The following is a 24,820-nucleotide window of genomic DNA, read 5'->3' on the forward strand; positions in this document are numbered from 1 at the left end:
GAGATGGATTAGGATATACACGGAAAGCCCTCCAAGCAATCTATGGCTGAAGGGTTATACTCATTAGTCCAATCACTACATCATTTGAAAGAGTTTCCAAACTTAAATAGCTTAACTCCTTATTAGGATCCAAAGGCATATCAAGTAAGATTGCAGCTCCTCCATCAATAGGACGGCCGTAAACACCTTCAATTCCAAGATCCTTCTCCAAATTATTACTTACCAAACCTGACTTTAAATGCAGACGATAAGGTCTGGGAGCTTTAAGTTTGAAAGCAACGCCGTCTACAAAAAAATCTTGTTCTATCGGACCCCAGTTCTCTGGATTTACCAAAGTAAGTGTATCACTCGTACCGTCAGTATAGTGCACTCGAATGATGCCATTGACTATGTGGCACTGCATGTGATTGGTGCTACCAGCCATGAGCAGATAGGCATGAGAAGCTTTACCATTCAAACGAACGCGTAAGCTATCGGGGTAATTGTCCCACAATGAAGTAAAAGCGATGTTCTTCCCTTGCGCCGGAGTACGGAAAGGTACGCCTAATTTAGTAGAAAGCAAACCGTTACGTACTTGTGCACGAATCCCCGAATCGTCAATCTCTGCTGTAGTTTTAGGATGGCACCATTCGCCTATTCCTTGCTTAGGCAATTGAAGAGTAGTATAGGGAGAACGAGGAGTTAGGTATTCATTGCGGAAAATATCCGTAACGGAGGCATTAAATGCGGTGTCCATATTTACCGGACGACAAGAAGTCGCTACAACATGTTCAAAGGCAGGACTTATAGAAGCCACATCAGCTTTCACAATTACATTAATAGGTTGCCACCACGACAAGTCACCTTGACGAACATGCGCAAACAAGGTGCGACTTCCGACTTGTCCACTTACACGTCCTTTAATTTCTGTCCCTTTGATTCTCGCATCCTCTAACACGCCTTGTGGATCATATAGCTCATTCACTTTATATTTGGGTAGCAGCAGTTGGAAAGAATCACCAAGCTTGAAACTACGAGCGGCATCTGCCATCGTCGTCTCAATAGAGCGACCTCCCCACTCTATTCTGATCTCACAAGTAAGAGTTGCAGGAACTGTTATTGACAGAACAGGCTGACCAACAGATGCTTCAACTTGTTTCCATGTTGCAGGTTGCCCATTTATTGTAAGGCGAACAACTTTATCCATCCGAGCACGACACTGCAATTCAAGAGACAATGACTTACTAAAGTGTTGCGCTATCTTATAAACATCAGCCTTTCCTTCACGACGATAATCAAACGATACATCGGGCGTAACAAGCGAAGCATAAGGCCACTTGGCCGGAAAACCCGGACGAATGAGCAGCTTGCCATTAAGCGCATCGGGAAGGATACCATAAAGTCCTTGTATAAGAGCACGAGAAGCAACACCAATAGGATCACCAAAATCTCTGTAGCACTCTCCACGGGCAGCGTCATAAAAACTCACCTGACCAAAATTGCCGGGACTTCCTCCAAGATACATCCCATCGAGTACAGAGCTTTTGAGCAACTTAAAAGCCTCATCATCTCGTCCCGCCTGCCAGTAAGCCAACGAGGTATGCATTACTTCGGCAAAAGCAACATTGTTGATACTCCACGAATAAGGTAGCCAGTTGCTAGTAGAAACAGTAGCATAGCCTTCATCTTTCAAACCTTTGGCAACAACAGGTATATGTGGTATTTCGGTATCCACATAGCGAGTAGCCTGGTAAGCTTGAAAAGGATCAGCCGTTTCGCTATCAATCGCATGATAGATAGTCCACACAGCAGCACTTTCATGCAAGCGACCATGTCCCATGAAATCTTGATATTCTGCCCAATGACCCTTTGAAGGCATCCACAGTCGAGCATTAAGTGCTTTCAGAATCTTTTCGGCCTCAGCGCGATAAGGAGCCGGATCTTCACCTATCTTAGCAGCAATCTCTGCTGCCATTTTGTTAGCACGATAGTTATAAGCAGATGAATGAGTTACGGCACCCGAATTGTAGTAAAGCGCATCGCTTGCCCAAATACAAGCATAAGCATCATACAAGCCATCATTATCCGGATCATAATTTCGTTTTTCCCAATTGAGATGACGAACAATGACAGGCCACATTTGGCGAGCATAGTCCAAATCACCCGTCCAATTGAAGTGCCAAAGTAGTTCGTCGATGTAGCAAAGATTCATATCGTAATGATGCATCTGATTAGGATTGTGCGGATTACGACAGATGTATCCATTGCTATATTGAGGGGTTCCCCACTGTTTAATAGAACGCGCAAGGTTCATTTCCGGATCTTGTGCCGGATGTGGAATCGTTTGTGGTACAGTGGTCACCTGACTGGCAGCATAAGCATCAAAATGCTTCTGGGCACGATCATGCCAGCCGAGAGCATCACCTGCATACGCAGCACGCCAACCACTAAGCGGCATACGCCAACCCACTGCCCCATGCAACCAGACTTCACCATCCCAAATAGCATCGGCTGCAACAGAAAGTGCTCCCCCCAACGTATTGAAATAAGCGTCTGGAGTATTGATCTTAATTCGAGAAGCCAATGCAACACGAGCCTGCTCTGCTTTTTCATACAGAGTTTTTCCTTCCGACACTTGCGGAATCCGCAAAGCGAGATTCTCTAAAGCCAGATAGGAAACAGAAGTCAGTGAAAGCTGACATTCTTGCAAAGACAAAGGATGCTCCGGCGCTTCAAAACTATCAGCCGGATCAGCACCCATATCACCATTACGATTCAGGCGTTTCGCCTTTATCTCAGAAAGCAAACAAATTAGCTTAGCACCAACCGGCATATCAGAGGCAGCTATCTTCCAGACAGCACCGTCTTCATCAGGAAAAGGCAAAACAGAAATCAGAAGCTCTCCTTTTCCCCAAGAAGGATCTGTCAATCGGTAATTCCGACGACCCGGTGTGTAACGAGCCTCGCAAAAAGAGACAGAATCAAGAGCAACAGATGCTTTTCCTATGACCACACGAAAGCGGATATTTTTGCTATTACGCTTATCATAAGCAGCAAAGACAGGCCGATCACTCGTTTCAAGACGAAAGGGAGAAGTCCTGGCATAAAGTGCCCTCGTATAACGGTTCACTCCATTAACAGAAACAAAATCTTCTCCATCCGGATGATATTGTAACGAACGAAGTGCCCCTCGTTTATGTTCATTATAAGAGGTCGATTCTATAAAATCGCCAATTCGCTTAGTTGCAACTTGTGCAGAAAGTTTCTGCACTGGGTGGAAAAAAAGACAAAGTAATAAAAGCAGTGGATATTTAGTCATCAAAACAATCTTAAAAGTTTAAACGCCTTTATGGCATTGGGTTTAATCCCTCCCAACGCACATTCCAATTACCATCTTTAGGAAAACCGGGGTTTTTCACACTACAACCATCCCAACCGGCACACATCATTGCCACCGCAGTGAGCAAGCCACCGTTACCAGGAAGATAAACACGCAAACGTTCATCTTGATAGTTATGCCCATTCACTAAATAAGTATTCGTACGTTTTTCCATCAACAACGCACCTACCGCTTTTTCGGGCTCTCCCAAACGAGCAGCGTTCATTGCTGTCATCGGATAATCCCATCCCCAAGTTTTACCCCAGTTCCAGTTATCCCATATCCAATGCAATGTATTCTTCATATAATCTTCACGAATAAGCTTACACATCGGAAGGATACCCACTGAACCGAGAACAGCCATATGGTCGGAAGTAAAACGAATATCCTTATACGTATCAGTTGCCGTTTCAGCTGCCAGATAAAGTTTGTCTTCATTATATGCTAATGGAGACAGTTTGTCAATCATCTCATCCCACTGCAAATTGCGCTTTTCACCAGCACGCTCCCGCCATTTTTGAGCTACTTCCATAGCATAATGCCAATAAGAGAGTTCAAAAGGTGGATTTACTGTTTCAGATGCACGTAAGGTTTCTTGTGCAGGGATTGCACCCTTCAAAATATAACGCGATTTAAGTTGGTCATACGTGGCGAAGGAATACATAAACTTTGCAGTCTCCTGCACAAGGTGATTGTATTTCTTAATCACTTCCGGACTAGGATTAGAACGATAAATCAACTCAGCCAAATAGATTAAATGTGGTTGTTGCCAGATAAGAAAACTACCTACTTTAGAAGGAGCTTCTTCTCCACTAGGGTCAGTCATTTTCATCCAACGCACACCCTGAAATCCTTGTCTTCTGGCAATCTCACGAGCCACTGGTTCAACTTTTTCATACCATGACAACGTACGATCGAGCAAATCTGTACGATTCCATAAAGCAAACTGTGCCTGATGCCACCAAATCATTTCAAGATGAAACTTACCAAACCATGAATTATAAGTCAGCCCCGTCTCTTGTGGAGGGGTAGAGCCTGCGCACTGAATAGCGAGTAAATATTGGCTAAGCACTACGCGACGCTCCAATTCTTTGGCTCGCGTATCCTTGCATAGAGAAAAATCAACCGCCCCACCATTCTTCCAGAAAGCCTCCCAATATTCTGCCGAAGCAGTCAATGTTTGCTCAGCAGTTGCGTTTTCAGCCGAAGGTGTTTCAGAAGTAAATGCACATGTAAATGCAAGCGTATCGTTTTTAGGAGTCAGTACAAAATAGTTTTTCTCCTTTTCCGTCAACAAAGCATCACCTTCCCAGCGAATAGCGACAAAATAGACGGTAGAATCAAGTTGGCGTTTCAGTACAGCAGAGTGCGCATCTTGTGAAATAATAGTAGTAGAATGTTTATCATTTGCGTTCCACAAACAAGCATCGTCAGAATGACCACCTGTAGGATAAGGAAAGCGGAAATTGATACCTAGATGCCCAGTTGAATGAATGCGAGCAGCAATCATATCAGACTTAGGATGAACAGCGGTTTCAACCTCATAAGGAATGCCTGAAATCTTATAATTACTATGAATAACTCCTTTCCACATATCAAGTGTCTGGCGGATATCTGTAAACTGAGCAGGGGTAATGTTCTTCCCCAATTCCAGACCCACAATACCTAAGTGCAAACGATGCGGATTAGCCCGAAACCACTTAGATGCATCTTTATTACGCCCATCCTCCTTAAATTCAACAGAATAAGGTTCCATACGACCTCGCCCAAAATCATAATTTTTAAGGGTCTCTTCATGACGCAAAGCAGTCGGGTTTGCGAAAGAGTGCCATCCCCACTGGCTTTGTGTGCCCAAAGGTACCCCCTGCGAATACATTTCAGGAAAAGTTTGCAACCCTGTTGCATCAACAGTGTAAGCAAATTCTCCGTTTCCTACAGAGAGGGAAGAAAGAGAGTCGAAAGAGGTTACTTGTGGATTGTTACGATTAACAAGAGCCTCACGGTCAATTGGAGATTGCTTTCCGGAACTGCATGCTATAAATGCCAAAGCAGTAAGCGAGTAAAGTAGTTTCTTCATGGTATTGTTGATGATAAATAGATTAATAGATACTACAAAAATATAAAATAACCGATTATGTTCTATACTAAGTAATGATATAAATACTGTGCTATTTGTCAGAAAGCAACGAATTGAGATCTAATTTCTATGATAGTGTATCTAGAACTACAAAAAGAACTCCCCTGCTACCATAGAAATTGGGCAACAGGGGAGAAACTCTATTTGTAATATCAAAGTAACTCGAAAGATGAGTTATTCCAGATAACCCGGATGTTGTGTCAAATTGGGGTTATCAATCATAGGATGACCGGCAGACTTAGCAGCAAAAGGAAAAAGCTCTGCACAGTTTTTTTTGAAACCATAGTAAAGTCCATCACTACCATCAGCAGCTTCAATCCAGTTAGGATAAGTACCTCCGTTTTCTACAGAACCTATCGGTTTGGTATAAATGATGTTACCTATTTGAAGTGCATTAAAACCGTTGGTAAAACCAACAAGCTTTCGTGCATAACCGTTGTATGTGCTGGTATATGCTTCAAACATGTTAACCGGATACCATTTGTCACCGCTAGCAACAGCAACACCGTGGGCTTTTACAATCTCAGCCAGTTTTATCTGGAAAGCATTGTAATCGGCAGCATTTGAAGGCACACTCTTAATCACTTCAATTTCTTTGGCATCGGTCAGGCCAATATAGTCAACAGCAAGGAATGTATCTCCATAATTCTGCCCATCTACATGGTATTTATATAGACGATAAGTGGAAATATCCTCATACTCATTCTTACGATCCGAGAGGTCTTTCATTGCTTGCTTGGCAGTAGCCAATTCATCAGCCAGACGATTCATACGAGTCAGATCACTGCGAAGCGTAAATTCACCAGCAAACTCCCACTTACGTTCTTGAACAATAGCATCCTCAAAATCTTGCTGACCCGAAGGTATCGCAAGCGAACCTATACCAGCACGATCACGAACTTCCTGCAAAGCATTCTTGGCAGCCTGCGTCGGGCCATTATTTAAGTAATTCTGTGTTTCGGCATACATCAGCAATACATCAGCATAACGCATAATCGGAATATCCAAATTACGTTGAGATGCCGAAGCCGGTTCTACACACCATGAAATACGGAACTTACCGGGCATAATACAAGAATACGTAGTACCTACGTCAACCCACGTGTCGTCACTAGCTCCTTTGTTCAAGAAGTAAACACTATATGACGTACAAGAGACATCACGCCGAATATCCTTTTTATCGAATGATAGATAATAAGTCGGTAACATGAATTGCATAGCCTTACGTGAGCCGTACTTGCCTCCTCTTGAACCGGGATGCGCATATACACCAAAATCAGAATTAGTAGTAGTTCCGTACTCTCCCAGTTCAAAGATCATTTCAGGATTCGTTGCAGTGAAGTTACGTTGACAGTGATTGTACCATAAATATTGAAAAGCTGTCATGCCGCCCTGGGCTTGAACTAAAGAATTCTCTCCTTTTGAAATAATCGCCTCACAAGCATCATCAGCTATCTTATAAAGTTCTTTTACACGAGCTGCATCATCGCGACGAGCCATCTGAAGAGTAGCTGGGTCATTTGTCTCGAGATTCCAACGTAACGAATAACCGCCTGCATAAAGAGCTACACGAGCAAGCAATGCATAAGCACCTTGTTTGGACAAACGTTCAGGTGTGCTGTAACCACTTTCACCATACCAAGGCAAATAGTCAACGGCTTTCTGCAAATCAGAGATAATTTGATCATAAATGCCATCGCGAGGTGAACGTTTAGGATAAAATGTACTCCCATCATTGGGATCCATTTCTTCCAAAGGTTTCCACACAGCAGGAACATCGCCATAAATGCGAATTAAATTATGATAACAAAAAGCACGAATAGCCAACACCTCACCCAGCAAAGCATTACGTTTGGTTGTTTCAGGCATTGTATTTAATCTGCTAATTCCAATATTGGTCGCTTCAATAATACGATATTGCTCTTTGAATACAGTGGTAACCGTAGCAGGAATAGTTGGATCGTATTTATAATTACAGATCATATACTTCGAGTTGTTGGTTGAGCCATCCTCGCAAGAGTGCATTACCGTTTCACCCATACCGAGTTGATAAAACATTTCCGAATGAATCAAGCCACGATAGCAACCCTCTACATACATCTCTGCAGTTGCTTCGTCAGAAAATACGGTTTCCGAATCATCTGCCGTATAAGACGACATTTCAAGCCAATCCGAGCATGAAGTCATTCCCAAAGAAACAGAAGCAATGGAAAGTGCTACGAATATCTTTTTCATTCTGGATAATATGATTGATTTCTTTTTCATAATAGTGAACTTTTTTAGATTAGAATGTTAAGTTAAGACCTACAACATAACTTCTTGAACGCGGATATGTTGAACTATCATACCCGGGTGTACATACTACATTATCGTTAGCAGCAGAAACTTCAGGGTCATAGCCAGAATAGCCCGTAATTGTTGCCAGATTATTCGCAGTAAAGTAAACTCGTACGTTGGAAATGTAAAATTTCCGCAACAATCCCTTTGGTAGGGTATAGCCCAACGTCAATTGTGCAATACGCAAGTAAGAACCGTCTTCTACATAATAAGACGAAGGATAAGTAATATAGCCCGAATTCACTGTACTCAAACTCCATGTACGTGAAGCCTCATTAGGATTCAGTTCCTTAAGACGTGCCAACGAAGTAGTTTTCTTACCAACACTGGGATCAATCAAACGATAGTAGTTGTCACCAAATTCAGAAGGTACATTCTGATATAGCGCATAGGGACTCATGCTATGTTTGGTAGCATTATAAACATCATTACCAATAGAGAATTTCAGGAAAACACTCAAGTCGAAACCGTGGAAAGCAAAGGTATTGTTCAAACCTCCAATGCAATCGGGTGTACCATTACCTATCTTAACCAACTTACGAGTAAATTGGTCTCCACTCTCATTGTCAGCAGCAAACTTGATATTACCTGGCTGAGCGGTAATGCCATTTTCCGGTTTTACAACACCCTCTTTCAACGTTAAAGTACCGGTAGCATCCTGAGTAAAATCGTCAGTCGTATAAACGCCGTTATACACATATCCATACATATCACCTAAAGCTTGACCTACCACAGCGTAGTAATTTACCTGCCCGGAGCGATTGCTTCCCACAGTAAAGGTTTTGGAGTTCTGTTCAGCTTCCAAAGAAAGGACTTTTGAACGGTTAAATGCGAGATTCAGGTCAGTAGTCCAGCGGAAATTCTTAGTTTGGATATTCACTGTATTAAGAGAGAATTCCCAGCCACGGTTACGTATTTCACCCACATTTTGATACTGATATTGATAACCAGATGAAGAAGGAATTATGCACTTCATTAGCAAGTCATTTATAGAATTACTATACCACTCAGCCGTCAGATTCACACGGCTGTTAAACAGAGACACGTCTAACCCAACATTGGCAGAATGCAAAGTTTCCCATTTTAAATCCTTATTTCCCAACGTCGTACTAGGCACATAAGCAGAATTATTTTCATTGTTGTTTATCGGATAAGTAGTTTGCGAAAGAACTGTAGTATACAGGTAATCATCAATATTATTATTACCTGTCATACCATAGCCGACACGTAGCTTCAAGTTATTTACTGTATTCACAATCTTACTGTTTTTCCAAAAGTTCTCTTCTGAAATACGCCATGCACCGGAAATAGATGGGAATATGCCCCATTTATTACCTTTAGCAAATTTAGAAGAACCATCCCCACGAACTGTTGCAGTGACTAGATAACGTTCATCAAAATTATAATTAACGCGTGCAAAAGCAGAGACAATGCCGCTACGGGAATGTCCCGAGGACTTCTCCAATACAGTAGCATTACTAATATCGTCCAATCCATGATTAGGATAAGGGAATTTCACTAATTTAATACCATTCTTCTCACTTTCAGTATAAGAAACTTCCTGCCCCAACAAGACATTTACTTTGTGCTTTTTAGCGAAAGTTTGGTTATAATTCAAAGTATTTGTTATCTGATATTTGTATGATTCAGAATTATCTATGCTACCATTTATACCAGTATTGCTAGGATCCATAATATATGAAGTGGAGTTCTCATCTGCAAAAGAAGTAGACTTACTGTTAGACCAAGTATAACTACCTGCTGTACGCCAAGTAAAGTGTTTCAGAAAATCAAATTCCAAACCGGCATTGATGGTATACAACCGAGAACGTTTATTCGAAGTTGAAGCTTCGTTCTGTACAAGCGGGTTAGCCGTATCAAAACTAGAATCTAAACTTGAAAAATCGGGATAAGTTTGTGTATGAAGTAACTCGTCTCGCGTAAACATCGTACCACCATTAATAGGTTGAAGAAGCACATTTTTCATACCTGAATAGGCACCGCCACCATCTGTTGACGTATTGGAAAACATTGTGTTCATGTCCAAACGAATACCTTTATAAAGTTCAGAGTTAACTTTGGCACGGACCGAATTCTTATTGATGCTATGGTTAGCCAAAAGCCCATCCTGACCACTATAGTTATAGCTCAACATCACCTGCGTCTTGTCTGTACCTGTAGAAATATTAACATTATGGCTTTGAGTCAAAGCGGAACCGCCAAATACCTCATCCTGCCAATCAATTGCATCACTACCGACATAGCGGTTGCTGATACGGGTGTAAGCACCAGAATAGAAATCACTCGCATCAGTACCCGTCCCGTTGTCAAAAACGTTACTCCACATAGCTGTTTTACCTTGCAATTCAGCCATTTCATACTGATACTTCACATAGTCCTCGACATTGGACATCATATCAAGTTTTTTAGATAACTTATCAAACGAAAGATAAGTATTATAAGTAACTTGAGTTTTTCCCTTCTTACCGGATTTGGTAGTAATCAAAATAATACCATTCGAGCCTCTGGCACCATAAATAGCTGTAGATGAGGCATCCTTGAGGATATCAATAGTCTCAATATCGTTAACATCAATACTAGTGAGCGCATCACTCATTTCAAATCCATCGACGATGTAGAGGGGGTCGGATTTTTGCGTAATAGATGTTCCACCACGAACAGTAATATTCACACCAGCACCCGGAGCACCACTCGCTGTAACAATATTCACACCAGCAGCTTTACCTTGAAGGGCTTGTGCGGCAGTCATTGCAGGAACGGCTGCCAATTCAGTACTTGAAACAGAAGAAGTTGCTCCGGTCAAGTCTCTACGCTTAACTTTCGCATAACCAATAGCTACAACTTCATCGAGCATCAATGAAGATTCTTTTAGTGTAACATCAATTTTTGATTGATTACCAATGGCTACCGTTTGACTTTCGTAACCAACAAAAGAGATAGTTAATTGCTTCGCTGAAGCTGGGACCGAAATGGAATAGTGTCCATCTAAATCTGTAATAGTTCCTGTTGCACTACCTTTAACTACCACAGATGCGCCAATAACAACGTCCATAGCATCTTTCACCGTTCCGGTGATAGTCTTGTTTTGAGCAAGAATGCTTAAAGGACAGCTTATTAACAGAATCATTAATAAGCAGAGCTTTTTGTGTAAGATTCTCATAGATTAATAAATAAATATATAATGATTAATAGATAATTTTAAGATTAACAGGCTGCTGTTATCGAGCACAGTATTCTTAGACAAAAGTAAGGCATCCCAGAAGATTGCAGAGTAGCTCTTTTGATAGAAACACTTTCGTATTTGATTTTATCTACATTTTTTGATGTAATTTACGTCAAATCAACGCATAAGATATCTGGATACACCAAAAAGATTTACACAATAAAAAGATAAAGTCCGAGGAGACATATAGGCGTTTTTTTACTAAAGAGAGAGAGATTTAATTACTGCGAAGAATCATTCATTCACATCCCCACCACGGGCATATGCACGATATTCAAGTGGGGTAAAACCAGTACGTTTTTTAAAAAGAGAGAAGAAATGTTCGGTAGATTTATAATCGAGCATAAAAGAAATTTCTTTAACTGACTGAGAAGTTCCCACTAGAAGTTGCTTGGCCTTACGAAGCTTCAATTCTTGGAAGTATTTAGCAGGAGCATATCCCGTATAGTCTTTAAAGACCTTCCTGAACCAGGAATAGCTTATATTAAGTTTCATCGCCAGCTCCTCAGGATCAACATTTTTCAGCACATTCTCATTCATAATGATTTTGGCCTGTTCTATCTTCTGGTCAACATCACCCACTTCGAAAATTTTATTCTTTGAAGCAGAGAGAATTATTCCTACCATGTGGAGCACAATCCCTGAAAGATATTGTTGGGCAGAAATTTTATCAGCTTCAGCAATTTCAAGAGCACGAGAGAAAAGAGAAACTAACTCTTCATTCAAACCCACTTCAAGTACTTGGTTCTCTTTAGAGATAAAGGAGTTTCTTATTAAGTTATCAATAATACCTCCTTCAAAACCAATATAATGCTCATTCCAACCAGTTTGTTGCAAAGGATGATAAGTATGCCACTGCCCCGGAAAAAGAATCATCAGCCGTCCTTTACAGACTTGTCTTTCGGGAGTAGAATCAGAAGCAAAAAGCCCTCGCCCTTTGGTTATATAAACGATTTGGTATTCTGGCAACACACGTCCTTTAAGTGTATTAAAGAAATAACCAGAGGGATGGTCTTTTAGAGGATATGGTGAATTAGGTTGAATAGCCTGAAAGCCGACAGTATTAACCCAAAGCCCGAACTGGTGATCTTTGTCATTAACAATGAGATACTTAAACTCGACTCCTAAATCATTAAAGCTATTAGTCATAAGCGCCACATCAAAGATAGTCTGAACTACAAAAATAGGTATAAAAATCAAAAAACAAGCATGTTGAAAGGAAAACAAAAGCTTTTTAAGATATCTAGTTAAGTTTTTAGGAATAAAGAGCCATTCCAGACGGCATAAACTCTTTTTAGCTTAATACAAATGAGCTGTAAAGGCATACTAGCCAATACAACCCATCCGTGTACCTATATTTCTTTTATTTTTTAGAAACAATCTTATCGTACTGTTCCTCCGCTTTTATTTCAGTATATTTCGGAGCATCCATCATTTCGACAAGCGCACGCAAGACTGGACCCTCGCCCATTGGATCGTTTTCTTGTGTTGGACGATTATAGTAATAGGCTATAGAAGGCATAATGCCCGTGCCAACACAAATACCTCTCACATCTCCAGCATCAGAAATTAATTTCATCATTCCTTTCAGTCCTTGCTCGGCCACATAAATGAAGTCGGGATGCAACCAACCTTCTTTCACTCCACGAGCTATACCAAACACAAACATGGCTGTCCCTGTGATTTCTTCGTAAGAATCCTCTTTATCAAGCAATTGATGCCAAAGACCATTTTTCCCTTGATAGCGAGCAACCCCACTGGCCTGCTGACGGAAGTTCTTAATCAGTTCATCACGCAATGGGTGATCTTTAGGCAACATGCTCAATAAGTCAGCTTGAGCCATAAAGACCCATCCATTAGAACGACTCCAATGCGCCACGCCATGTTCCTTATTGTCAGTATGATAACAATGATAATATAGTTGTTTCTCAGGGCACCACAAGTAGCGTGTATAATTGAGCACTTGATTAGCAGCATCATCAAAATATTTCTGATCTCCGGTAAGTTTGCCCATACGAGCTAAGAAAGAAATAGCCATAAAAGCATCATCAGCCCAAATCGTATTAACATGCGGCCACAAGCGTGCGATGGTGCCATCTACTAAACGTGGTTCCGCAAAGTTTAAATGATCGGCCGTCTCATTTATATAGTTCAGAAAAGATTTGTTAGGATAACGCATCTGTAGTTCTATAAGACTAGCACCCATCGGACCGTTGTCATCCAAGCGCTTAGCTCGGAAAATCATATGCCAGCTCAAATCACGAATAGCATTCCAGCCACCTTCTTTAAAAACTTGATCATATTGTTTGCGAAAGAAATCAAGATTGCCGTCGTTGAATACAAAATTCATATTCTTCTGGACATACTTCTCATATTTCTTGTCGCCAAGTTTCGTAGCCAAATCCATCAATGCAATATTTGTTACACCATTGGTATAATGCCATTGATTATATTTAGAAACAACCTTAACATCCGGCGATACAGGAAGTCCCTTTACCGATTTATATGTTTCCCCGGTTTTAGCGTTTTTGAACTCATAGGTAGTGCTGTTCAATATACGATTTGCAATTTTCACAGCAGCTTCTTCAGCAGTCATTTTTGTCTGCGCATGAGAAGTCAGAGAGGTAAAGCAGAGGGCAAGTGTACCCAGCAACAAACTTTTCTTTAAATTCATGATTAATAGATTGATAATGCTAGTAGAGTTGATATAAAACAAGAACATAGCGTCCATGTAAAACACTCATGTCCTTGTTTTAGAATAATAGATGAACTCTATTTAGGCAGATTAAAAGCGACTTTAAGCTCTTCCATCAGTTTATCCGACATACCTTCAGGCTCAAATCCCATTGATTTAGCAGTAAGATATATCTGAGCTGATTTGGAAAGCGTGTCAACCATATCAAATGCTTCCATTACATTTTCGCCAACAGAGCAAACGCCATGCTTTTCCCACATTACTACGTCATAGTCAGCAAGTTCTTTAACTGTTGCATTTGCCAATTCAAAAGAACTAGGCAAAGCATAAGGAATAATTCCCAAACCTTTTGGGCAGAAAGCTCTTGTCTCCGGAATCATGCTCCAAAGCAATTTCGTCAACACATCTTTTTTCAAGAAAGCAGGATTGTGAGTCATTGCCACCAAATCAATTGGGTGGGTATGCACTGCTGCTTTATAGTTAGAGCCGCTACCTATCAGATAATTGTGCATAGATAAATGAGAAGCCAATTCTGAAGTGGGAGCAACAGGCTTATCTGCTATAATTTCATAACTTGAGCAATCATCACAAATACGGATAACCGATCCGTTCTCCATAGGCCAACGCGCTAAATCGCGCATACGCTTATTGGTTCCTTTACAAAAGAAGTAACAACCTTTTAAGTGAGGAAGACAAGAGCCTATCTCCACTCGGTCGCTTATCGCTTTCATGTTTCTTATCTCATCATCAATTACGTCCGTAATATTGATGGTAATATTTCCTCCATTACGTTCAGCCCAGCCTTTTTGCCAGAGATATCCTGCTACTTCAGCTACATCAGCTACCTGCTTAGCAAGTACTGGACGATTTTCCAATATTGATTTCATATTCTTGTTATTTATTTGATTCTTTTTTAAGCTTGCGACATCGCTACTACAATAATAGACGAAATTAGTATTAGCAGTCCTAAGACAAGTACCAAAACAGTTGTGCTGCTTGCCCCTTTCCATTCTTTTAAAATGATGCCCCAAACATTGCTGAATGTAACATTGAGCGACATCAAGATACTCCATGAAAAAGCCAACAGAATCGGACTATCAAGAAAACTTTTGCCCATTTCAAGACCAAAGAATTGAGAATACCAAAGTACACCGGCAAGCGCACAGAACAAAATATTGTTCGTCAGAGTACTACCTTTAACAGTAAAGTATTCCTTACCTGTTTTGTTCTTTATATTCTGCTGAATACAATAGGTCGCATTGGTCATAAAGCCACCAAACGTTACCAAGAAGATAACAGGAAGACCAGCATAGAGTCCCTTAACGCCACCTGCAATAGCAGCCTCTTTTATAGGCGTTCCAGCTTCAAGCCCTAAAGCAAAACAAGCACTCATCACACCTGCCAACAAAGCGACGAGCAAACCTTTGGTCAAAGCAAAATCCTTCACAGCGGCTTTCTTTTCCTCATCAGTCATGTTCTGAGAACGAAGGCTACCAGCGTATCCAATAACCGCAATACCGGCCAACGTAATACACACGCCTATTAACAAGAGCAATCCTTCGCCATGAAACAAATCTTTTCCACTAAAAATAGCAGGAAAAAGTGTACCGAAGCCAGCACATGTACCCAGTGCAATACTTTGTCCCAACGCAACCCCAAGGTAGCGCATACTCAGACCAAACGTCAACCCGCCAACTCCCCACAGCACACCGTAGACAATAGAAGGCATAGCCCCGCCAGAGCTCCAAAGTTCGAACAAATTACTACCTTCAGGAATAGCGAGCAAAGCACCAAGAAAAGGAAAAACCAGCCAGGCAAAGATGCCTTGCACCAACCAAAAGCTTTCCCAACTCCATTGCTTTACTTTTTTGATTGGCACATACGAGCTACTTTGCCCCAGACTGCCTATAGCAATAATGATAAGTCCGATAAGTGTGTTCATGATATCTATATATTAGCGACGCTTATAATCTTAAATTCTTTTTGACGTTACTTCGTTTTCATACTTCTGAACCTCAGTAATGAAGTCTTCACCAACAGGAACATCATTCTTCAAGCAGAACATATCCCATACCGCATTCCAAGGCAGTGCTTTTGATTCTTCAAGTAGAGCAAGGCGTTCGAACAATTGATCATTCGCTTCATATTCTCGAAGTTTAGCAAGAGGTTCAAGTAATGCTTGCATAAAACATTTCTGTGTAGCACGGCTACCTACTACATACGCACCAATACGATTGATACTTGCATCGAAATAATCAAGACCGATATGTACTTTATCAAGTGCACCACAACGGATAATTTCTTTTGCCAAATCCAATGTATCATCATTCATAATAGTTACGTGATCGCTATCCCAACGTACAGGGCGACTTACGTGCAACATAATTTCAGGAGTGAAAAGCAACAAAGAAGAAATCTTGTCTGCAATGCTTTCTGTCAAGTGGAAGTGCCCTGTATCCAAAGTCACCATCTTATTGTTCTTAGAGCCATATCCCAAATAGAAGTCATAAGAACCAACAGTGTAGCTTTCTGCTCCAATTCCGAAAAGTTTGGCCTCGATACAGTCTTTCATATTGTCATACTTCGTTGCGAAAATCTCATCCAGTGACTGTTTCAATAACTCGCGGTAACGCAAACGGTTCACTGTTTGATCTTTACTACCATCGTGAATCCAAAGGTTCATGATACAAGGATCACCCTGAAATTTACCCATTGCTTCAGCAATAGCACGGCTGCGCTTTGTATGTTCTACCCAGAAGTCACGAATGCTATCATCAGGATTTGATAACGAAAGACTACCACTCTTAGGATGTGAAAATGAAGTTGAGTTAAAATCAAGTTTCATACCGTTTTCTTTTCCCCACTGCATCCAGCTTTCAAAGTGTTTAGGTTCAATTTGATCGCGATCAACAAACTTGCCACCAAAATCACCGTAAGTAGCATGAAGGTTCAAACGATGAGTTCCCGGAATATAGCTAGCTGCCTTAAGGATGTCTTGACGTAACTCTTCAATATTACGAGCTTTGCCAGGATGGTTACCTGTTGCTTGAATACCTCCTGAAAGTTGTCCGTCTGGATTTTCAAAACCAGCTACGTCATCTGCCTGCCAGCAATGGAGTGACAATGCTATTTTTTGTAACTCATTAATGGCTTTATCAGCATCAACACCAACAGCTGCATAGCGTTCTACTGCAATCTCATAGGCTTTTTTAATCAATTCTTCTTTCATAATATAATCTTTTTTAAGTTATTATTTATTTACTTTTATTAGTCAATATAGTAAGATACTGTGCATACGCTTCATTCCAATCTGCAGCATCCTGAGGTTGAAAAGTAGCAAGAGGAATAGAAGCATTGATTTGCTTTCTCATTTCACCAATACTATTAGCTACACCTGAGGTCATAGCCTGTATCATAACATTACCGATGGCTGTAGCCTCTGATGGTCCGGCAATAACTGTTATCCCTGTAGAGTTAGCTGTAAACTGATTCAAAAGATCATTTCGACTGCCTCCACCGATAACGTGAAGTGCCTCAACAGGACGAGGAGAAAGTTTGGTAAGATTCTCTAGCACCTGACGATAACGCAGTGCCAAGCTTTCGAATATGCAACGCACAATACGAGCACGAGTATCCGGAACGGGCTGCCCAGTTGCCTCGCAGTAAGTGCAAATAACCTTCTCCATGTGGGTAGGATTAGCGAAAAGTGCATCATCAGGATTGATAATGCTCCGAAAAGGCTCAGCAACTTGTGCCTCAGCTATCAAATCAGGATAAGATGTTTCTCCCCACTCAGCACGGCAACGTTCCAAAAGCCACATGCCACAAATGTTTTTCAGTAACCGGATAGTACCTTCCACACCACCTTCATTAGTAAAGTTCAGAGCTTCTGTTTCAGCATTTACCACCGGCGCTTCTGTTTCTACACCCATCAGTGACCAAGTGCCACTACTTAAATAAGCAAAATTATTATTCAGTGCAGGTACAGCGGCTACGGCCGATCCTGTATCATGTCCGGCAACAGCTATCACAGGGATCGCTCCCAGTCCGGTTTGCTGCTGTACTTCTTCGCTCAAAGCGCCAATTGTTTCGCCCGGATAAACAAAGCGTCCAAAGTTATCTTCCGTCAAACCAAGACTTGCAAGCAATTCAGGTTCTAACTTACGTGTTTTAGCATTCACTAATTGCGCTGTAGTAGCAATGGTATATTCTGTAACCATTTCACCAGAGAGCATATAAGACAAAGCATCCGGAATAAAAAGTATTTTTTTAGCAGCAGTGAGAGCACTATCACGATTACGACGAAGCGTATCAATCTGGAACAGTGAATTAAAGTTCATCACCTGAATACCTGTCAATTCATAAACACGACTACGAGATACACGACTAAAAAAAGCCTCAGGTGCTCCATTAGTATGAGGATCGCGATAAGCATAAGGCTGACGAAGAATATGTCCATCCTCACCTACACAAACAAAATCAACCCCCCAAGTATCGATCCCAATAGATGTAATTTTCACCTCTCGCTGAGCAGCAAGTTTCAAACCATCTACAATATGCTGATACAAAGCATAGATGTCCCAATAGAAATGCCCTCCAACTTCAATTAAATGGTTAGGAAAACGGTTTACTTCCTCCAATTCAAGCCCTTTATCTGATAAAGAACCTAAAATAGTACGCCCACTGGTGGCCCCCAAATCGACTGCAAAAAAACACTGTTTCATAGTGTATGTTGATAAATTATTTTTTTTAACTAGCAAGATTGTACTCCTCGGAGCATTAAAATTCATGAATATCAGCTATAGTCCAACAAGAAAAGTTCTGTTCTTCATAGCGTCCATCTTTACATTCGTACTAAGAATCATTTAATATCACAAATCTAACAAGAAATATACTTACCTAATGTGTATGTTTTGATGGAAATGGTGTAATATTTGATTATAAAAAACAATGAAAAAAGGACTCAATAAATTTTCAATTAATATGATGCTACGACAACGATAAATAGTGAAAATCTAAATATCAATAAACAATATCATTGTTCATCGGTATAATCTTCACAGGTCCTAACAAACCGCTGGGCACAGGTAACCAATTAGCATAACCCATTTTGCTATAATTGCGATCTACGAAGTTTATTTCCTTGAAGATGCGCCAATCCACACCCCTCCTATCCATATCGGCAATGCGATTGGCCGGTAGATTAGTCACTTCAATCTCAAGCGTATTCTGTCCAGAACGGAGATACTTACCAATCAGTAAACGAAAAGGGACAGCCCAGAGTGTAGCAATTTCTTTCCCGTTAATACGCACACGAGCACTTTCACGCACATCTCCCAAATCGAGCATCCATTCTTTAGCCAAAGCAGAATTCAGGGCGAAAGTTGTTTTGTAACACCCAGTACCCATAGTCGTTTTCACCTCAGGCAAATTAAAATCAGTCCATGATCCAAGCTTTATATTCGAAAGAGTTCCTTTCACTTCTGGTTGACTATTTATAAAATGAAAATCCCATTGATTAGCAAGAATAAACTCTCCTCTCTGGGCTTGTAAGTAAGTCCACTCGGGCAGCACCACATCTACCGTAGTAAATATTTTCAGAATAAGAGAAGCACCAGAGGCTAACTGAAGATATACTTCAGTACACCCGTTCACATTTCGCAAACGTGCTTTCCCACTTTCACCTGTCATTGGATTATAGAACACAGCAGACTTTGCAGAAACGCCTAGTGGAACCCAACCTTCAGTATCTTCACTTTTTAAAGCTGATATAAAATAGTGGAATCCATCCTCATTACTACGGCGAATACAACTAAGTCCAAACTGAGTTTTCAACGCTTCCGCCCGTACGCCTATCTGCGCTAGAGTAGCAACATAATCTGTGCCAAAAAGAATGCGTCCTTTATGTAAGTCCTTCACAGTTTTCATCAGTTCTCCAAACTTGGCACGACGAGCATCCAGATTATTGTATCCCGGTACATCCTGGGGATATTGACCTAAAAACACGATTGTAGCACCTTCATTAACCAAAGCAATTAGTTTAGCTAATACATCAACAGGCATAAAACGGGCACCGGGAATAACAAGAGCTTTATAAGTAGCACCTGCAGAAGTTCGAATTTGTCCATTTACACAAGTACACGAACGAATGAAATTATCAGAAATGTAATCCACATCATATCCCGCTTTACTAATGCGATGTACAGCATCTATAAATTTAGGTGCACGTTTGTCCATTTGATGAATATCGAACATCAACAAGCGGCCATCTTGTTCTTGCCACATATCATAAACAGGCAGATATAACAAAAAATCATTATCAGGCTTTCCCATCTGCAAAAAACTCTGGCAGCGAGTTATATAATTAAAGAATGCTGGAGCATCTCTCCAAATATTATTGGTTGGGCTCATATCTATCGAGGCATAAAACTTCCAGCCGGGCCATGCCGCTTCAGTTGGAGAATACGTAGTACCATGAAAGTATGTATGGTTTACGCCTGAAACAAACATTAAATCAATATCTGGTTTACACTGTGACAGTGAAGTACGAAAATGTTCTGTCAGCCAAGTAAACGTTTCAGAAGAGGTATAAGGCTTGCCTGCAACATGGGCTGCAGAAGAAGCGTATTTCAGCATAGAAAGCTCCGAATCGTTAGGCCGAGTCAAAGAATCTTTACGCAATCCTTTAATAGCGAAATCGGAAATGCCAAAGCCTTCACACTCAGGTACATCTACTGTTGCATAAAGATCAATCAAGTTACCAGGAGAACCGTGCGCTTGATTACGTGTTTTAGATCCATGACTATGTGCCCACTCCGTCCATTGGCGAGTAAAATTCTCTTGTAATAATTCTGCTATTGTTTCCCTGTAATCAGAAATAATTCGGGCAACAACCTCTGTTCGTTCGTCAGAGAGAAATTCGGGCAAATGTTCTTCGAGTTTATATCCTCTTCGAATGGCAAATTGCTCAAAAAAGTCTTCTGTCCAATCAGCCTTATAGACTTCGTACGAATCATTAAAAAAATTATGAGGATAAGGTACTTTACTCTCACTAAATGCTTTTTCAAAACGATTGAGGTAGTTTTTGACTGCCTTAGCAGATAGATGATCCATCACATAACCTTCACCACCGGGAGCAGCACGCTTTACCTTTTGCATAGTCTTTCCGCAGAAAGCGGCTATTAATCGCCAATTTCCTTTAGGAGCTTTCCAATCAAGTACTCCATCTTTCACCCTATCGGTTAAGTTCAAGCACTGTCCTTTTTCTGAAAAAGCCATTAGCCTGCTAAGCACCGCATAAGACCTCTGACCCTTATCTGTTACAGCTATTTTCTCTTTTAAGCGATCTCCACCCGAAAGTTTGAATTCAGCAACGAGCAATTTTGAGGCGGCATCTTCTATTGTCACTTCAGGACCACCAAATGGCCATCCCGTACCTGTATTCATATCTATCTGCATACCCCGACGAACAGCCTCACTTTCAGTATATCTAAGCATCTCCATCCAAGGAGGAGAAAGAAAAGATATTTCTTTATTATCATTCCCCTTGACACCATAAATAGGCGTAATCTCCATCGTTCCCATACCAGAGGTAGCATACGACTCCATATTCTGGCTAAGATTCTCTTTATCAACAGCACTCCCCATCCACCACCAACGAGCAGCAGGTTTTGCTTCTATTTTAATCTCAGGCCACGAAGTTGTTTGTGCCATCATCAGGTTTGCTAAAACCAATCCTGCTGCTATAAGTAATTGTTTAGAGTAATTCATTGGTAATAAGGTTTAGTGATAAGTATATTAAGAGAAAAAACTATTTTCCAAGTTCGATGCAGCCCATAATAAATGGACCTGTAGCCTTAGCGTCATTATCGCGCATTTTTTCACCAATATAATATTCGAAGCTACCATCGCGATACGGAGTACCCCCTAAGCCACCGACTTGACAACAGCGAGTGAGTGTTAACGTTCCATCTGTGTTTTCCACCAACAGCTTATCTTGCAAGCCTTTAAATGCTTTTTCTGCATAAATCCGATATTTTTTATCAAGGTAACCTTTATTCACCGCTTTTGCATAAGCATACATAAATTGGGCAGTAACAGATGCTTCGGGAAAGTTACCCTCACGAGTAGGCTGGTCGAGTACCTGGTACCATAATCCGTTCTTATCCTGGTATTTAGGCAACGTATCAGCCAAGCCTTGTATCCAAGTAATCATAGATGCCCGGCCCGGATGACTTTGCGGGATATAATCGAGTGCGTCTACCAATGCCATGAACCACCATCCTATACTACGTCCCCAGAAATTAGGTGAATGTCCTGTTGCCGGATCAGCCCAACGCTGGCTCTTGCTCTCATCCCACGCATGATGATATAATCCCGTCTTTGCATCATATGTATGTTTCTGACAAATAGTAAATTGCTTCACTGCTTCGTCTATCCATTCAGGTTTGTCAAATTCCGCACCATAACGCGCAAGAAAAGGCGAAGCCATATATAATCCATCAAGCCATATCTGATGCTGATAAGTCAATTTATGCCAATACCCTCCTTCGAGTGTACGAGGATGATTTTTCATCTGTTTGATAAGAACATCCATGGCCAGTTTGTATTTGGCTTTTCCTGTTTGGCGATAAAGATCAAAAAGCACTTTCCCTGAATTTATATAGTCAATATTATAAGTTTCGACATGATACAACTCTATTTCTCCTTTATCATTAATCAATGAATCAGCCCATTTCTCCACATAGTCAAAATACCGTTTATCACCTGTTTGCTTCCACATACTAAGCATTGCGCAGCAACCCACTCCCTGAGCATAACCAAAGAAAGGTTTTGTACCATGATCCAGTTGCCATGCTTCTGGAAAACGGCGCATCTCTGAATCGGCAAATCGACGTGCATAAGTATCTGGAGGGAAAGAATCTGTACGGAAAGGCGTTGCTGGAAGCCCTGCTAGATTGCACAGATTTACTCGGAAAAAGTTAGCATAGCCATAGCGAACAGCAACGGGCTCCGACACCTCAGGAGCGGAAACCTCTAACCTATTATTATTGACAACAGTGGCCTGCGCTGGATAAAAACGCTCATCTTTACCTGCAATAAAAAATCCCTTAACAGGCTTATGATCATTTGTAGTCAGGCCATCTTCAGCATAATCAAAAGACAAAACAGCTTTACCATTCTTTACTATCAGGCTCTTGTATAACGGTCCTGAATAAGGCACATCCTTTTTATATTGCTTAGCCAAAGCCCATGCAGCCAAGCGCTCACCGGTAATAAGTTTGTTTCGAGGATGTATATCAGTAGAATCTCCTGCATCCGTTATTACAGCCATACCAGTATTTCTAACACTTTGCCAAGTTTTAAGTTGAGCCTCACGAATGCCTGCCGGTTGTTTATATTGCGGTGCTATCTGCACAAAATAGAAAGGCATATCAGGCTGCCCCCACTCTTTTCGCCAACTAGTTATCATATTAGTGAAAACTCTCTGATATTTCTCAAAGCGAATAGAGTTAGATTCTCCCTGATACCAAATATTTCCTTTAATGGTATAAGGTAAGATTGGATAAATCATGCCGTTCCACAGAGTAGCAGGTACTTTGCAATCATCCTTTTCTCTCGTAACTTTCTCTTTAGCAAATTCTTGAAGAACATCAGTATAAAGAGGATTATTTCTCATCACAGCCATCTTCGTCCACGACTCAGCATGCGTTCCACCCCATGTTGATTGAATGAGCCCTATTGGCTTCTCTAATTCCTTATATAATTTACGGCCAAAAACAAATCCTACAGCAGAGAAATCTCTTCTGTTTTCTGAATTACAAACCATCCAACGGCCTGTACAATCATCCATCTCACCATTATGTCCCAATTGATGTTCTACATGAAAAAGACGTATCTGTGGATAGTCAGCATCTTCTAATTCTTTTGCTTCACTAAGCATCCCAGTCTTCCACTTCATTTTCGGGTCTTTAGCTACCGGAAATTCCATATTCGATTGCCCTGTACAAAGCCAGACTTCACCTATTAATATATTATGAATAACAATCGTATTCTCCCCCTTTACTGTTAGCATTTGATTTTCTGCTGCTAAAGGGGTTTTCAATTTCAACATCCATTTACCTCCAGCGGGTGTAACAACACGATACACCCTTTTATCCCAAGATACAGATACAGAAACTTTCTCTCCGGCTTTAGCCTTTCCCCATATATTTATCGACGTGTTTTGCTGCAGCACCATATTATCCGAAAAGATAGCAGGAAGTGATACCTTCGCTTCTAAAGAAAAAGAAGAGATTATTAGAAAAAGAAAAGAGAAATATCCAAACAGTTTTTTCATGATCAACGTGCTTTTATAGTTCCTAAAGATTAATAGAATGATTTATGTTACAAACATAATAAGAAAAATCGATATAGTTCGTTGGCTTTTTGATTGTAATCTTATCCTTTTTGCTATTTCTATGCAATCTTAATGTATAAAAAGAATAAAAAAAAGGAGGATTATGCACTAACTCTCCAAATAAATGCATACTTTTGCAGTATTCTTAGAATAATTATACAATATGAAGAAAAAAGCGAACCGATTAGATGCCATCAAAATGATTATCTCTAGCAAGGAGATTGGCTCTCAGGAAGAACTATTACAAGAGCTGAGTAAAGAGAAGTTTAAGCTGACTCAAGCTACCCTTTCTCGTGACCTTAAACAGCTTAAAGTAGCGAAAGCTGCCAGCATGAATGGTAAGTATGTCTATGTTTTGCCTAACAACACCATGTACAAACGAGCAAACGACCAAAGTACCAGCGAGATGCTAATGAATAACGGATTTGTATCACTACAATTTTCGGGAAACATTGCTGTGATAAAAACTCGCCCCGGATATGCCAGTAGCATGGCATATGACATTGACAATCATGAGTTTAGTGACCTTCTAGGCACCATAGCTGGAGATGACACGATCATGCTTGTTCTCCGTGAAGGAGCACAGCAGATGATGGTACGCAATTTCTTAGCCTTAATTATTCCAAGCTTATAACGACTAAAGAGATTAG

General features: G+C 40.8%; 13 protein-coding genes. 1 reads left to right on the plus strand and 12 read right to left on the minus strand.

The window, feature by feature from the left end:
* Positions 1-40 precede the first annotated feature (40 nt).
* The 12 genes from BQ5338_RS13345 to BQ5338_RS13400 form a co-directional block, all read right to left on the minus strand.
* Positions 41-3,298, minus strand: a complete 3,258-nt coding sequence (locus BQ5338_RS13345) for a DUF4450 domain-containing protein (RefSeq protein WP_071147313.1) — start codon at positions 3,296-3,298, stop codon at positions 41-43.
* A 28-nt stretch (positions 3,299-3,326) separates the two neighbouring features.
* Entirely contained in the window at positions 3,327-5,435 is a 2,109-nt protein-coding gene (locus tag BQ5338_RS13350; protein WP_071147314.1) for a hypothetical protein, read from the minus strand.
* A 234-nt stretch (positions 5,436-5,669) separates the two neighbouring features.
* On the minus strand, positions 5,670-7,760 hold the full coding sequence (locus BQ5338_RS13355; RefSeq protein ID WP_071147315.1) for a RagB/SusD family nutrient uptake outer membrane protein: 2,091 nt from the start codon (positions 7,758-7,760) through the stop codon (positions 5,670-5,672).
* A gap of 19 nt (positions 7,761-7,779) precedes the next feature.
* Positions 7,780-11,013 (minus strand): SusC/RagA family TonB-linked outer membrane protein, encoded by a 3,234-nt coding sequence (locus BQ5338_RS13360; protein ID WP_071147316.1) that lies wholly within the window; start codon positions 11,011-11,013, stop codon positions 7,780-7,782.
* A 297-nt stretch (positions 11,014-11,310) separates the two neighbouring features.
* Positions 11,311-12,225, minus strand: coding sequence for an AraC family transcriptional regulator (locus BQ5338_RS13365; RefSeq protein ID WP_071147317.1), 915 nt, complete (start codon positions 12,223-12,225; stop codon positions 11,311-11,313).
* 214 nt (positions 12,226-12,439) lie between these two features.
* A complete protein-coding gene (locus BQ5338_RS13370; RefSeq protein WP_071147883.1) occupies positions 12,440-13,750 on the minus strand; it encodes a glycoside hydrolase family 88/105 protein in 1,311 nt (436 codons plus the stop codon).
* Between the two features lie 98 nt (positions 13,751-13,848).
* The gene (rhaD, locus tag BQ5338_RS13375; protein WP_071147318.1) at positions 13,849-14,658 is read right to left on the minus strand and encodes a rhamnulose-1-phosphate aldolase; all 810 of its coding nucleotides are present in this window, start codon (positions 14,656-14,658) and stop codon (positions 13,849-13,851) included.
* Between the two features lie 26 nt (positions 14,659-14,684).
* Positions 14,685-15,713 carry an L-rhamnose/proton symporter RhaT gene (gene rhaT, locus BQ5338_RS13380; RefSeq protein WP_071147319.1) on the minus strand — a complete coding sequence of 343 codons (1,029 nt, stop codon included), beginning with the start codon at positions 15,711-15,713 and terminating at the stop codon, positions 14,685-14,687.
* A 30-nt stretch (positions 15,714-15,743) separates the two neighbouring features.
* Positions 15,744-17,003 carry an L-rhamnose isomerase gene (locus BQ5338_RS13385; protein WP_205409955.1) on the minus strand — a complete coding sequence of 420 codons (1,260 nt, stop codon included), beginning with the start codon at positions 17,001-17,003 and terminating at the stop codon, positions 15,744-15,746.
* Positions 17,004-17,025: 22 nt separating this feature from the next.
* Positions 17,026-18,495, minus strand: a complete 1,470-nt coding sequence (locus BQ5338_RS13390; protein WP_071147884.1) for a rhamnulokinase — start codon at positions 18,493-18,495, stop codon at positions 17,026-17,028.
* A gap of 298 nt (positions 18,496-18,793) precedes the next feature.
* Complete coding sequence (locus BQ5338_RS13395; RefSeq protein ID WP_071147321.1) at positions 18,794-21,541, minus strand: alpha-L-rhamnosidase; 2,748 nt, start codon at positions 21,539-21,541, stop codon at positions 18,794-18,796.
* Positions 21,542-21,581: 40 nt separating this feature from the next.
* Positions 21,582-24,110, minus strand: a complete 2,529-nt coding sequence (locus tag BQ5338_RS13400) for a glycoside hydrolase family 88 protein (RefSeq protein ID WP_071147322.1) — start codon at positions 24,108-24,110, stop codon at positions 21,582-21,584.
* Positions 24,111-24,333: 223 nt separating this feature from the next.
* Here BQ5338_RS13400 and BQ5338_RS13405 point away from each other — a divergent pair, with 223 nt between their 5' ends.
* Positions 24,334-24,804 carry an arginine repressor gene (locus BQ5338_RS13405; protein WP_071147323.1) on the plus strand — a complete coding sequence of 157 codons (471 nt, stop codon included), beginning with the start codon at positions 24,334-24,336 and terminating at the stop codon, positions 24,802-24,804.
* The last annotated feature ends 16 nt before the right edge of the window (positions 24,805-24,820 follow it).

It is taken from the genome of Bacteroides ihuae, assembly GCF_900104585.1.
Lineage (GTDB): Bacteria > Bacteroidota > Bacteroidia > Bacteroidales > Bacteroidaceae > Bacteroides > Bacteroides ihuae.

What these genes read in the sequence shown, in the direction of transcription:
- BQ5338_RS13350 (WP_071147314.1), bottom strand. Translation starts at nt 5,435, where the DNA reads ATGAAGAAACTACTTTACTCGCTTACTGCTTTGGCATTTATAGCATGC.
- BQ5338_RS13345 (WP_071147313.1), bottom strand. Translation starts at nt 3,298, where the DNA reads ATGACTAAATATCCACTGCTTTTATTACTTTGTCTTTTTTTCCACCCA.
- rhaT (WP_071147319.1), bottom strand. Translation starts at nt 15,713, where the DNA reads ATGAACACACTTATCGGACTTATCATTATTGCTATAGGCAGTCTGGGG.
- BQ5338_RS13355 (WP_071147315.1), bottom strand. Translation starts at nt 7,760, where the DNA reads ATGAAAAAGAAATCAATCATATTATCCAGAATGAAAAAGATATTCGTA.
- BQ5338_RS13395 (WP_071147321.1), bottom strand. Translation starts at nt 21,541, where the DNA reads ATGAATTACTCTAAACAATTACTTATAGCAGCAGGATTGGTTTTAGCA.
- BQ5338_RS13400 (WP_071147322.1), bottom strand. Translation starts at nt 24,110, where the DNA reads ATGAAAAAACTGTTTGGATATTTCTCTTTTCTTTTTCTAATAATCTCT.
- BQ5338_RS13360 (WP_071147316.1), bottom strand. Translation starts at nt 11,013, where the DNA reads ATGAGAATCTTACACAAAAAGCTCTGCTTATTAATGATTCTGTTAATA.
- BQ5338_RS13390 (WP_071147884.1), bottom strand. Translation starts at nt 18,495, where the DNA reads ATGAAACAGTGTTTTTTTGCAGTCGATTTGGGGGCCACCAGTGGGCGT.
- rhaD (WP_071147318.1), bottom strand. Translation starts at nt 14,658, where the DNA reads ATGAAATCAATATTGGAAAATCGTCCAGTACTTGCTAAGCAGGTAGCT.
- BQ5338_RS13405 (WP_071147323.1), top strand. Translation starts at nt 24,334, where the DNA reads ATGAAGAAAAAAGCGAACCGATTAGATGCCATCAAAATGATTATCTCT.
- BQ5338_RS13365 (WP_071147317.1), bottom strand. Translation starts at nt 12,225, where the DNA reads ATGACTAATAGCTTTAATGATTTAGGAGTCGAGTTTAAGTATCTCATT.
- BQ5338_RS13370 (WP_071147883.1), bottom strand. Translation starts at nt 13,750, where the DNA reads ATGAATTTAAAGAAAAGTTTGTTGCTGGGTACACTTGCCCTCTGCTTT.